This window comes from Vibrio albus, from assembly GCF_003144035.1.
GTDB lineage: Bacteria > Pseudomonadota > Gammaproteobacteria > Enterobacterales > Vibrionaceae > Vibrio > Vibrio albus.
Window position 1 is genome coordinate 228,153 of the sequence record NZ_QFWT01000006.1, and the last position, 11,851, is coordinate 240,003.

Genomic DNA, 11,851 nt, shown 5'->3' on the forward strand with positions numbered 1-11,851 from the left:
TTAGTCCTCCTCTGGTTTGATCATGGCAATCACAAAATCTTTGGAAGACTCCAGTTTGCCTTGGTTAACAGCCGCTGCAGGATCGACACTCTTCGGACACACCTCAGAGCAGAACCCGACGAAAGTACAGCCCCATACGCCATTTTCACCGTTAAGCAGCTCCATACGTTCATCTTTACCGTTATCACGGCTGTCAAGATTATAGCGGTGCGCTAAGGTTATCGCTGCCGGGCCGAGAAATTCCGGATTCAGTCCGAACTGAGGACAGGCCGCATAACACAGACCACAGTTAATGCAGGCCGCAAACTGCTGGTATTTTGCCATCTGTTCTGGCGTCTGGTTGTTTGGGCCATCCTCCGGTTTGCGGTCATTACCCAGAATATAGGGTTTCAGTGCTTCCAGACGTTCAATAAACGGCGTCATATCCACAATCAGATCTTTTTCGATCGGGAAGTTTGCCAGTGGCTCAATGGTCACACCGTCCGGATAGTCACGCAAAAACGTCTTACACGCCAGTTTCGGGTAGTTATTGACCATCATGCCGCAGGAACCACAGATGGCCATCCGGCATGACCAGCGGAAGGAGAGGTTCTTGTCTAAGTGGTCTTTGATGTACGTCAGTGCTTCCAGCACTGACATGGTTTCATCAAATGGAACCTCGAAGCTTTGCAGATAAGGTTCTGCGTCTTTCTCCGGGTCATAGCGCAAGATGTTTACTTTCTGAACTCTTTGACCTGCCATTACTGTTGCTCCTCTGCTGGTTTGGCTTCTGCAGCTTCCTTGGCAGCCGCTTCCTCAGCCGCAGCACCGTAGAGACGCGCTTTCGGCTGAGACTTGGTGATGGTGACATCACTGTAGTCAATGCGTGGTGCCGCATCCTGATTGTAGAAAGCCAGTGAGTGCTTCAGATAATTGGCATCGTCGCGTTCCGTACAGCCTTCATCCAGACGCTGGTGAGCACCGCGAGATTCTTTACGCATCATTGCTGAGTGGGCCATCGCTTCCGCGACTTCCAGACCATAGCCGACTTCAATCGCATACAGCAGGTCGGTATTGAAGACTTTGCCTTTGTCTTTAATGCTGATCTTTTTATAACGCTCTTTCAGTTCAGCAAGCTTATCAATGGTCTCCTGCATGGTTTTTTCTTCACGGTAGATACCACAGCCGGATTCCATTGAGTGCCCCATTTCGGTACGGATATCAGCCCAGTTTTCATCACCTTCCTGATCCAGAAGCGCCTGAACACGAGCCTCAGCAGCTTTTACTTGTTCATCAATGGCCTGATCATTCCAGCCCTGGAATTCAAGGGCACGTTTCGCTGCACCTTCACCAGTTTGACGACCAAATACCACCAATTCCGCCAATGAGTTGGAACCTAAACGGTTTGCACCATGCAGACCAACAGAAGAACATTCACCAACAGCAAAAAGACCTTTAATGCTGGTTTCGTTGTACTTATCGGTTTCGATACCACCCATGGTGTAGTGAGCGGTTGGTCGGATTGGAATAGGTTGTTTTGCCGGATCGACATTGACGTACGCTTTAGCCAGTTCACAAATAAACGGCAGGCGTTCGTTGATGTAGTCTTCACCCAGATGACGCAGATCCAAATGAACGACATCCCCAAGAGGGTGCTTAATCGTATTGCCTTTCTGTTGTTCGTGCCAGAAAGCCTGAGAAACTTTATCGCGCGGGCCCAGTTCCATGTATTTGTTTTTAGGTTCACCGAGAGGGGTTTCCGGTCCCATACCGTAGTCCTGAAGATAACGGTAGCCATCTTTGTTGACGATAATACCGCCTTCACCCCGGCAACCTTCTGTCATTAGAATGCCTGTGCCGGGCAGACCGGTTGGGTGATATTGCACAAATTCCATATCCCGCAGAGGGACACCGTGGCGATAAGCCATTGCCATACCATCACCGGTGACGATACCACCATTGGTATTGGTGTGATACACACGACCTGCACCACCCGTAGCCAGCACGACAGATTTTGCTTTAATGGTGACCATTTCACCTTCTGACATATGTATGGCGATGAGTCCCTGAACCTCTCCTTCAACGACTAACAGATCAACCACAAAGTATTCGTCAAACCGTTTTATCTGTTCATACTTTAGTGAGGTCTGAAACAGGGTATGAAGCATATGAAAGCCGGTTTTATCTGCTGCGAACCACGTCCGTTCCACTTTCATGCCACCAAAGCGGCGTACGTTGACATCGCCGTTATCCTTACGGCTCCATGGGCATCCCCATTGTTCAAGTTGAGTCATTTCGCGGGTTGCGTTTTCAACGAAATGCTCGACAACATCTTGTTCACAAAGCCAGTCACCACCACCAACAGTATCGTTGAAGTGGTTGTCCAGACTGTCTTCGTCCTTAATAACAGCGGCTGAGCCACCTTCTGCGGCCACAGTGTGGGAACGCATCGGGTATACTTTTGAAATCAGAGCTACTTCCAGCTCGGGATTAGATTCAGCCGCAGCGATTGCAGTTCGAAGACCAGCGCCGCCAGCGCCGATGACTGCGATATCTGTGGTTATCGTCTGCACAGTTATCCTCCAGTGTGTAATTGCAAATTCATATCTGATGAAACTACAATCCTTCATCCATGATTTTGCTTTAGATAGTAATATATAACCTTAGCTTCCGAAGCTAGTGTATGAGAGCAGGATCAGGAAAAAATTGACGCTGCTAGATTTTTTCTTCAGAAATGCACGTGTAAGCATAGCAAAACTTTATTGTGTGAGTCGTATCACTCGGAAAGTTTTACCTGGTAATTAATAGTAACCTCAACAAGAACTTATATTTTTATGAATCAAACAGTATGGCAACCATCGGCATCTGTCGAGCGTTTACAGCAACGGGCTGGCATTTTGGCATCTATCCGTCATTTTTTTGCCCAACGAAGTGTGATGGAGGTGGAAACCCCCGCTCTTAGCCACGCTACAGTGACCGATATTCATCTGCATACTTTTACTACTCGCTTTGTCGGGCCGGAATACGCTGCCGGTCAATCGCTGTATATGATGACCAGTCCTGAATTTCATATGAAACGCTTGCTGGCGGCTGGGAGTGGTTCTATTTATCAGATCAGCAAGGCATTCCGTAATGAAGAGAATGGCCGTCATCACAACCCGGAATTTACCATGCTGGAGTGGTACCGTACTGGTTTTGACCATCATGACCTGATGGATGAGATGGACGAGCTCTTGCAGCGGGTTTTGCTGTGCCAGCCCGCGCAACGCATCACCTATCAGCAGGCGTTTCTTTCTGTTCTGGATGTCTGCCCTTTACAGGCGTCAATGGCAGAGCTCAGGCTGGCGGCAGCAAGCCTTGGGCTGAGCGATATTGCTGAACAGGAAGAAGACCGGGATACACTGTTACAACTGCTGTTTAGTATCGGGGTTGAAGCTAATATTGGTCAGGAAAGCCCCGCGTTTGTGTATGACTTTCCTGCTTCTCAGGCTGCACTGGCTAAGATTAACCGGGGTGACCCTAGGGTAGCTGACCGTTTTGAGGTGTACTTTAAAGGGATTGAACTGGCGAACGGATTTCATGAGCTCGATAACCCCGATGAGCAACTGGCACGGTTTGAAGCGGATAACCGGCAGCGAGTCAGCATGGGGCTTAAGCCTCAGCCAATAGATTGTCACCTGATTGAGGCGTTAAAAGCAGGCTTACCTGCCTGTGCAGGCGTCGCCCTCGGAATTGACCGGCTGGTGATGCTGGCTCTGGGCTGTGACCATATTGATCAGGTCACAGCGTTTGCTTTTCCAAGAGCCTAGTTCTTCCGCTCCAGGTCGCTTTATATCAGGTAAGAATGAGGGCTGCGGTATACACAATCAGCAGCCCGACCACGCCAATGACGACGCCGGTTTTGGCCATATCTTTACTTTCAATCAGGCCGGTTGAATAGGCCAGAGAGTTTGGTGGGGTGGATACCGGCAGAATCATACCCAGAGAAGCAGAGAAAGCCACAACAACCAACAGACCTTGTATGCCTCCAACGCTGGAGAGGCTTTCCATAGAGGCACCTATGGCCGCCGCAATGGGCATCAGCAGGTTAGCGGTGGCAGTATTGGACATAAAGTTCGCCATTAGCCAGCAGACCAGTGACAGTACAATGACAACCAACATCGGTGACAGAGATTCATAGTCGATAGCGTGAGCCAGGGCTTTTGCGAGCCCGGTCTTATCGAGTCCGATACCAATAGCGATCCCCCCGGCAACCAGCCAGAGTACATCCCAGTTGATCTGTTTTAACTCTTCTTTACCCATGATACCGGTCAGGGTGAACACGGCCAGAGGAATGATAGACACGACATAAGTATTCATGCCGTGCAGCTTGGTTGTCATCCAGAGCAGGATAGTGGCTGCGAAGGTGGCATAGACAACAATGGCTCGCCAGCTTTTCTTAAACTTACCGTCCAGTTTCAGTTCCATAGAAGCCTGAGAAGATGGAAACAGTTTCTGCAGAAGAAACCAGGCGATGGTCAGCTGTACGATCACAAAGGGGAGCCCCATCATCATCCAGCTAAGGAAGTCGATACTGTTTTCTCCGGTCAGATATTGCAGTGCGATGGCGTTAGGCGGAGTCCCGATAGGTGTTGCGATACCACCGGTATTGGCGGCGATCGGCACACACAGTACCAAAGCCTTTATGCCCAAATCTCCTTTAGGTGCGGAAGCCACAATTGGCCCAAGCAGTGCCAGCATCATAACCGTGGTCGCGGTATTAGACATAAACATGGAAAATACCGCGGTAATCAGCATCAATCCCAACATGATAAAACGTGGCTGAGTCCCGAACGGACGCAGTAAAACACGGGCCAGGTTATTATCCAGCTCGTATTTTGAAGCCGCAATCGCTAGTGCAAATCCCCCCATAAACAGGATGATTATTGGTGAGGAAAATGCGCTGAAAATGTCGGTATAGTTAATTAATTTACCCAGATTATGCCCTTCTGGTGGGGCTCGGAAAAGATGCAGCCCTTTGTTAGAAATCATGACCAGTTCAAGGGCAATAATCAAAATTGAGGTGGCAAAAACCGGTACGGGTTCCAGTACCCACAGCAGAGCAGCCAGTAAAAAAATAGCCAGTAGCCGGTGCTGAATCAGAGTCAGATTATCAATAGGAATGCTGTCTATGGGGAGAAACAGGACAAATAAGGGAATGGCAAAACAGATAAACAGCTTGATTAGTGTTCCCGGATTAATTTTTTTCTTCATAAGGAGCAACCTCTGTTCAAGGTACTTATCCGTACCATTCGAAAAATGACTGCTACTTAGCTTAGATTAAGCCTGAAAGGGTTACTAAGAATGAAGTGGCGTTTTGCAGGGGGGATCGGTTTTTTTGTAAGTGGCTTGTTTTTGGTCAATTTTTAGGAAGAAGGTCGCTGCGCCTTAAGGATTAAGGAGCACTCCCCTTAATCCTTTTCCCTTCATCTTTCTATCCGAGTCAGGGTTATTCTGTGTCTTTTATTTCCGCATGAGCATACGCTGTACCCATCACAGTAGCAGCGCCATTCTGCATCGACTCATCAAAAGCGACTTTATCTTGAGCAAACAGGTTGATGACTGTTGAGCCCAGTTTAAAGCGACCCATCTCTTCCCCTTTTTTCAGGGTGATAGCGTTGTTACCTTCAGCCGGATAATTCCAGCGATGCACCGTGTTACCGGTTGGCGGTGTGATAGTGCCAGACCAGACTACTTCGATACTGCCCACGATGGTTGCTCCAACCAATACCTGAGCCATTGGGCCGTGCTCTGTGTCAAAGATACACACCACGCGTTCATTACGGGCAAACAGGTTAGGTACATTTTCTGCGGTGAGTGGATTGACAGAGAACAGATCACCCGGCACGTAAATCATCTGACGTAATACACCATCGCATGGCATGTGCACACGGTGATAATCACGCGGTGACAGATAGATAGTGGCAAACTTACCGTCTGCGAACTCTTCGTATAGGTCGGCATCCCCACCCAGTAATTCCTGCGCAGAAAAGTCATGGCCTTTGGCCTGAATTAACCTGCCATTGTCAATCGGACCAAACTGGCTGACACAACCATCAGCCGGGTGAGTGAGAACGGACTCACCTTCGACAACCGGTCGTGCGCCTTCTTCCAGTTCACGAACAAAAAACTCGTTAAACGTTTTAAAATAGGCAGGATCTGAGTGCAGGGCCTCACCCATATTGACTTTGTACTGCTTGATAAACAGACGGATGATTGCGGTGGTCAGCCCGCCCAGCTTTGCGGAAGCGAGTTTGCCTACCAGTCGGGTCAGGGCGTGTTTTGGGATCCAGTACTGGAAGCCGATTTTGATTTTATCTATTGCGTTCATGTCTCGTGTCTTTCGTGTATAGCCAGTGGGTTAGTGGCTGAAACCAGCTCAAAGCGGATAGTACAAAATCTCTGCATGGTTGTCATTGTTAACGCTCTGAGCAAGTTTGCTGTCAGAGATCGGCTTTTTTATTTCTGGAATATTGCCGGTTGGCTTTGTTTTCCGCCATACTTTCGATAATGCGGTGATAGCTGTCAAAGCGGATGTCACTGATCTCTCCCTTTTCAACGGCTTCTCGGATCAGACAGCCCGGATCATCCTGGTGTTTACAATCCCGGAATTTACAGCCTCCGAGGTAGGGACGAAACTCGACAAAGGCTTCGGTGACTTCGTCAGGTTCCAGATGCCATAGACCGAATTCACGTACTCCGGGTGAGTCAATAAGGTCGCCTCCGTGAGGAAAGTGATAAAGCCGGGCTGCGGTGGTGGTATGCTGACCTAGTCCTGACGTTTCAGACACCAGACCTTCTTCTGCGTTGACTTCCGGCATCAGGGCGTTCACCAGGCTGGATTTCCCAACACCTGACTGACCGACGAAGACATTGATTTTATCTTTTAACTCAGCTTCCAGGGCCTCGATACCTTCTCCAGACTCCTTACTGACCAGCAGAACTTTATAGCCAATTTTTTCATATTCCCGCAGCCATCCCTGAAACTGGTCTCGCTGTTCATTATCCAGAAGATCGATTTTATTCAGTACGAGAAGTGGCTGGATATGCAGGGTTTCTGAGGCTATCAGATAACGGTCGATAATGTTGAGAGACAGCTCCGGCAAGACAGCGGCGACAATCACCATCTGATCAACATTTGCCGCTACAGGCTTAAGGCCGTCATAATAGTCCGGACGAGTCAATACGGAAGTTCTCGGCTCAACGGCTTCTACAACTCCTGATATACCGGCCATGGATTCCAGCCCTGGTCGCCAGAGTACCTGATCGCCGGATACCAGAGTTTCGATTCCCCGACGCAGGTTACAGCGGTGTATCTCGTGCGTGTCACTGTCTTCGATATCAGCATGCTGACCAAAGCGGGTGATCACCAGCCCGGACTTTGCCGAGCCCAGCATATTTTCATCCCATTGGATAGAAGTTTCCTGCTTCAGTTTTTTCTTCTGATTGCCGCGTACGCGTCGGACCTGTCCTTTGCTGAGCTTCTTCTTTTTTGCCACGGTGTCTTTTTGCCTTGGATAGTCATCAGACTATGGTTGTTTGTCGTTTAGCCGCATATAATACCTCTTTTAAAGACAAAATAGGCAATCCATCTATGTCTTTCAGCGATCAAAATTTAATTTGGGTTGATCTTGAGATGACAGGGTTAGACCCTGAACAGCACAAGATCATTGAAATTGCATCGATTGTCACTGACAGTGAACTGAATATTCTGGCAGAAGGCCCGGTGATAGCCGTTCACCAGCCAGAAGAAGAATTGCAGAAAATGGATGAGTGGTGTACGACAACCCATACCGGTAGTGGCTTGGTTGAACGGGTGAAAACCAGCAAAATTAATGAAGAGCAAGCGGTGAAAGAAACGATCGCGTTCCTGGAAAAGTGGGTGCCGAAAGGGAAATCACCTATTTGCGGTAACAGTATTGGTCAGGATCGACGCTTTCTTTACAAACATATGCCGGAGTTAGAAGAATACTTCCATTATCGTTACATTGATGTCAGTACTCTGAAAGAGCTGACCCGCCGCTGGAAACCCGATGTACTGGCAGGTTTTCACAAGAAAGGCAGCCATTTGGCTCTGGATGACATCCGTGAATCCATTGCGGAACTTCAGTATTACCGGAAAACCATTTTTTCTATCTGATGTGCTGGTGGCGGTGAAGTAAGCCTCCGTTACCACCTGAAACGTAGGCTTTATCATCAATATGTTTATTTTTTCATCGAACAGTAAAAAAATAACATTTTTTTTGTAGAAAGACTTGCATCACAAAAAAATGCTCTTATAATTCGCAGCCCTAAACGGATGAACGCGTTATTGAATGCGACACTAGCTCAGTTGGTAGAGCGCAACCTTGCCAAGGTTGAGGTCACGAGTTCGAACCTCGTGTGTCGCTCCAAGTTTTCAAAGCGAACATTCGAATAGGCTTTCATCGTATAGCGATGACACAATACGGACGCGGGGTGGAGCAGCTTGGTAGCTCGTCGGGCTCATAACCCGAAGGTCGTTGGTTCAAATCCGGCCCCCGCAACCAAATTCAGATTGAACGCAATAGCGGTTAATCATGCGACACTAGCTCAGTTGGTAGAGCGCAACCTTGCCAAGGTTGAGGTCACGCCTTTTTGTTATGAGAAAGGGAACCTTGTGTGTCGCTCCAGTTTGACGGTCTTCATCGTACCTAACGGTGGCACAATACGGACGCGGGGTGGAGCAGCTTGGTAGCTCGTCGGGCTCATAACCCGAAGGTCGTTGGTTCAAATCCGGCCCCCGCAACCAAATTCAGATTGAACGCAATAGCGGTTAATCATGCGACACTAGCTCAGTTGGTAGAGCGCAACCTTGCCAAGGTTGAGGTCACGAGTTCGAACCTCGTGTGTCGCTCCATTTTCTCCTCAAGGTAGAAAGTGATGGTCTTCATCGTACCTAACGGTGACAATGCGACACTAGCTCAGTTGGTAGAGCGCAACCTTGCCAAGGTTGAGGTCACGAGTTCGAACCTCGTGTGTCGCTCCAGTTTGATGGTTTTCATCGTACCTGACGGTGACAATGCGGCACTAGCTCAATTGATAGAGCGCAACCTTGCCAAGGTTGAGGTCACGCCTTTTTGTTATGAGAAAGGGAACCTCGTGTGTCGCTCCAGTTTGATGGTCTTCATCGTACCCTAACGGTGACACAATACGGACGCGGGGTGGAGCAGCTTGGTAGCTCGTCGGGCTCATAACCCGAAGGTCGTTGGTTCAAATCCGGCCCCCGCAACCAAATTCAGATTAAACGCAATAGCGGTTAATCATGCGACACTAGCTCAGTTGGTAGAGCGCAACCTTGCCAAGGTTGAGGTCACGAGTTCGAACCTCGTGTGTCGCTCCAAATTCTATCGTTATCCGTTATTTTCTAATAATTGGTAACTGGCAGCACTAGATCAGTTAATAGAGCGTAACCTTAGTAAAATGAAGGTCACGCTTTTTTCCGTGAGAAAGGGAATTTCATGTGTTGCTTCAGATTCTTTCAAAATATGCAGTAACCGTTTTTAACGGTGAACTGGCTTTATAGCCACCGCTCTTTATTAATGCCGTGAGGCATTAGCCCCAAAAAAATACTCTTCAATACTCAGGATCGAGTGAAGTCTATTTTGTAACAACTCAATCTCAGCTGTGATTCAGCGTTACTTTTCCACTGTTCAGAACTATGAGCAGCGGCTTTTTTTGCGTATTTGAATTAATTTAATTAACAGAGTTATCCACATATCATGTTCTGTGGATAAGTTGGTTGATAAATAAAAATCAGACGCTTGTCTGAGGTGTGCACAAAAGATCATTTTGAAAACAAAGGTTTTAATAAATGACATACATTTACTTATCTTATTGTTTTTAAAGGTAAATGTATTTATTTTTCATTTGAACAAGAAGAAAGATAAGATCCTTAAGTCAAAATTCCTTGATCTTTATCATGTCAATGCTCTGTGTTTAACTTTGTGTTTGTTCTCATTGTTGAGGGATGTTGTAATTTTTTTCCACACTTCCAGTTTTGAGAGTGATATCAAACATTGCTCACTGAAAGTGTGAGTCTATCGGGCTGAATGTCTGTTGAACACTCAGGCATCCCGGGGTAAGCCTTTTTCAACAATTCGGATTAACCTTTCAGTTTTACGATTTCTTTTCTGATGCGCTTTTTGCTGCTGTTCTGCCCACAAAATATGGTCGTTCAGCATAGTGCTCATCCCTTTTCTGCTGGCTAAGGCGGTCAGAATTCTTTCAGAGAAAGGAGCATTTCCCATCGCAATGGCAATATTACGTAGCCACTGGATGTGTCCAATACGCCGGATAGGAGAGCCTTCCATTTTTTTTAAAAATTCTTCCTCACTCCACAAAAACAGAGTGGCAAGGTCCATATCCTCCAGCGTTTGTCTTCTGTGGAAGTCGGAATTCTGAGTTATTTCAGAAAAACGGTTCCAGGGACACACTAACTGACAGTCATCGCAGCCATAAATACGGTTACCTATGGCTGATCGGAATTCTTCCGGAATGATGCCATCGTATTCAATCGTCAGATAGGAGATACATTTTCTGGCATCCACCACGCCATCCGCAACAATTGCACCTGTCGGGCATGAAGTGATGCAGGCTTGGCATTTTCCACATTCATTGCTTGCCGGTGTATCGACAGGTAGTGGGAGATCCACCAGTAATTCACCTAAAAAGAACCAGGATCCGGCGTCTCGGTTTATAATCAGAGAATGTTTACCGGTCCAGCCAAGGCCTGCTTTTTCTGCCAGAGGGCGCTCGAGTATAGGTGCTGAATCAACAAATGGCCGATAGCCAAGCTTTTCGACTTCCTGTTCGATTTTCTGCCCCAGCTTTTTAAGCTGGTTGCGAACTAATTTATGATAATCGCGTCCAAGTGCATAACGGCTGATATAAGCCTGAGAGGGATCTTTCAGGTTCGTGGCAAAATGGGCATCCGGAGGAAGGTAATTCATCCGGACGCTGATGACTCTCATGGTTCCGGGAAGTAATTCTTCAGGGCGGGCTCGCATCATGCCGTGGCGGGCCATCCAGTCCATCTCTCCGTGGTAACCGGCGTCCAGCCAGCGCTGTAGTTCGGGTTCATGAAGGGATAGGTCGATATCGCAGATCCCTACCTGCTGGAATCCAAGCTGGTTACCCCAGAGTTTGATCTGCTCTGCCAGAGACTGATAATTCATAAAATGTCAGGGAATAGTTGGCCGGAAGGGGGAAATTTTAACAGATGAAGTCTTGTCTCTCAAAACCAACAGGGTTTACTATTCGAAGTCTTTTGGTTTTTATATAGTCGATAGCTGGTATTTAGATTTATGCATTCAATGAGTACGAAAGAACTGACCCTGGCAGATGAACAGGCAACTGTAGCGATGGGCACAAAATTGGCCCATTTATGCTCTCAGCAAACCACCATCTATCTGCATGGTGACTTAGGTGCCGGAAAAACGACGTTTAGCCGTGGCTTTGTCCGTGCCTTAGGGCATCAGGGGAATGTGAAGAGTCCCACTTATACTTTAGTTGAACCGTATAAACTGGCAGACTGGCAGGTATATCATTTTGATCTGTATCGGCTGGCCGATCCGGAAGAACTGGAGTTTATGGGCATCCGGGATTATTTTACCTCTGACGCGCTTTGTCTGGTTGAGTGGCCCGAGAAAGGTTTTGGTTTGCTACCGGAAGCTGATTTGGATATCGAAATGCGTTATAACGGTGAGCAGAGAATTGCTCGACTTATTGCGAATAACCCGTATGGATGTTCTTTGCTTGAACGATTGGAGTTGTAATTGATTTTTAAGCAAGTCCGGGCTCTGAGTCTGCTCGT

Annotated in this window: 9 protein-coding genes and 9 tRNA genes; 12 read left to right on the top strand and 6 right to left on the bottom strand. The window is 47.6% G+C overall.

The features are described from left to right. Positions 1–741, bottom strand: a complete 741-nt coding sequence (locus DI392_RS12605) for a succinate dehydrogenase/fumarate reductase iron-sulfur subunit (protein ID WP_109320252.1) — start codon at positions 739–741, stop codon at positions 1–3. Continuing rightward, positions 741–2,552, bottom strand: a complete 1,812-nt coding sequence (gene frdA / locus DI392_RS12610; protein WP_109320253.1) for a fumarate reductase (quinol) flavoprotein subunit — start codon at positions 2,550–2,552, stop codon at positions 741–743. Before frdA ends, DI392_RS12605 begins: the two co-directional genes overlap by 1 nt. A gap of 261 nt (positions 2,553–2,813) precedes the next feature. On the opposite strand from frdA, the gene epmA reads away from it, so the two are divergent. After that, on the top strand, positions 2,814–3,788 hold the full coding sequence (gene epmA, locus DI392_RS12615) for an elongation factor P--(R)-beta-lysine ligase (protein ID WP_109320254.1): 975 nt from the start codon (positions 2,814–2,816) through the stop codon (positions 3,786–3,788). A gap of 25 nt (positions 3,789–3,813) precedes the next feature. On the opposite strand, the gene DI392_RS12620 is transcribed toward epmA, so the two are convergent. From DI392_RS12620 to rsgA, 3 genes are all read right to left on the bottom strand, one after another. Then, positions 3,814–5,232, bottom strand: coding sequence for an SLC13 family permease (locus DI392_RS12620; RefSeq protein WP_109320255.1), 1,419 nt, complete (start codon positions 5,230–5,232; stop codon positions 3,814–3,816). A gap of 235 nt (positions 5,233–5,467) precedes the next feature. Next, a complete protein-coding gene (gene asd / locus DI392_RS12625) occupies positions 5,468–6,340 on the bottom strand; it encodes an archaetidylserine decarboxylase (RefSeq protein ID WP_109320301.1) in 873 nt (290 codons plus the stop codon). Positions 6,341–6,461: 121 nt separating this feature from the next. Next, positions 6,462–7,517, bottom strand: a complete 1,056-nt coding sequence (rsgA, locus tag DI392_RS12630; protein WP_109320256.1) for a small ribosomal subunit biogenesis GTPase RsgA — start codon at positions 7,515–7,517, stop codon at positions 6,462–6,464. A 95-nt stretch (positions 7,518–7,612) separates the two neighbouring features. Between rsgA and orn the strand changes: the two genes are divergently transcribed. From orn to DI392_RS12675, 10 genes are all read left to right on the top strand, one after another. Further along, positions 7,613–8,158, top strand: coding sequence for an oligoribonuclease (orn, locus tag DI392_RS12635; protein WP_109320257.1), 546 nt, complete (start codon positions 7,613–7,615; stop codon positions 8,156–8,158). A 177-nt stretch (positions 8,159–8,335) separates the two neighbouring features. Continuing rightward, a tRNA-Gly gene (locus tag DI392_RS12640) sits at positions 8,336–8,411 on the top strand. Between the two features lie 58 nt (positions 8,412–8,469). Then, positions 8,470–8,546: transfer RNA gene (locus DI392_RS12645), tRNA-Met, on the top strand. A gap of 32 nt (positions 8,547–8,578) precedes the next feature. Further along, positions 8,579–8,669: transfer RNA gene (locus DI392_RS12650), tRNA-Gly, on the top strand. Between the two features lie 42 nt (positions 8,670–8,711). Next, a tRNA-Met gene (locus DI392_RS12655) sits at positions 8,712–8,788 on the top strand. Positions 8,789–8,820: 32 nt separating this feature from the next. Beyond that, positions 8,821–8,896, top strand: a tRNA-Gly gene (locus tag DI392_RS12660). Positions 8,897–8,949: 53 nt separating this feature from the next. Further along, positions 8,950–9,025: transfer RNA gene (locus DI392_RS12665), tRNA-Gly, on the top strand. Positions 9,026–9,060: 35 nt separating this feature from the next. Next, positions 9,061–9,151, top strand: a tRNA-Gly gene (locus DI392_RS19615). 43 nt (positions 9,152–9,194) lie between these two features. Continuing rightward, positions 9,195–9,271, top strand: a tRNA-Met gene (locus tag DI392_RS12670). A gap of 32 nt (positions 9,272–9,303) precedes the next feature. Beyond that, a tRNA-Gly gene (locus tag DI392_RS12675) sits at positions 9,304–9,379 on the top strand. 724 nt (positions 9,380–10,103) lie between these two features. Here DI392_RS12675 and queG read toward each other — a convergent pair. Next, on the bottom strand, positions 10,104–11,213 hold the full coding sequence (queG, locus tag DI392_RS12680; RefSeq protein ID WP_109320258.1) for a tRNA epoxyqueuosine(34) reductase QueG: 1,110 nt from the start codon (positions 11,211–11,213) through the stop codon (positions 10,104–10,106). A gap of 138 nt (positions 11,214–11,351) precedes the next feature. Here queG and tsaE point away from each other — a divergent pair, with 138 nt between their 5' ends. Beyond that, on the top strand, positions 11,352–11,813 hold the full coding sequence (tsaE, locus tag DI392_RS12685; RefSeq protein ID WP_109320302.1) for a tRNA (adenosine(37)-N6)-threonylcarbamoyltransferase complex ATPase subunit type 1 TsaE: 462 nt from the start codon (positions 11,352–11,354) through the stop codon (positions 11,811–11,813). Positions 11,814–11,851: the final 38 nt, after the last annotated feature.

Coding starts and splice junctions, on each gene's coding strand:
- tsaE (WP_109320302.1), top strand. CDS start 11,352: ATGAGTACGAAAGAACTGACCCTGGCAGATGAACAGGCAACTGTAGCG.
- queG (WP_109320258.1), bottom strand. CDS start 11,213: ATGAATTATCAGTCTCTGGCAGAGCAGATCAAACTCTGGGGTAACCAG.
- DI392_RS12605 (WP_109320252.1), bottom strand. CDS start 741: ATGGCAGGTCAAAGAGTTCAGAAAGTAAACATCTTGCGCTATGACCCG.
- epmA (WP_109320254.1), top strand. CDS start 2,814: ATGAATCAAACAGTATGGCAACCATCGGCATCTGTCGAGCGTTTACAG.
- DI392_RS12620 (WP_109320255.1), bottom strand. CDS start 5,232: ATGAAGAAAAAAATTAATCCGGGAACACTAATCAAGCTGTTTATCTGT.
- orn (WP_109320257.1), top strand. CDS start 7,613: ATGTCTTTCAGCGATCAAAATTTAATTTGGGTTGATCTTGAGATGACA.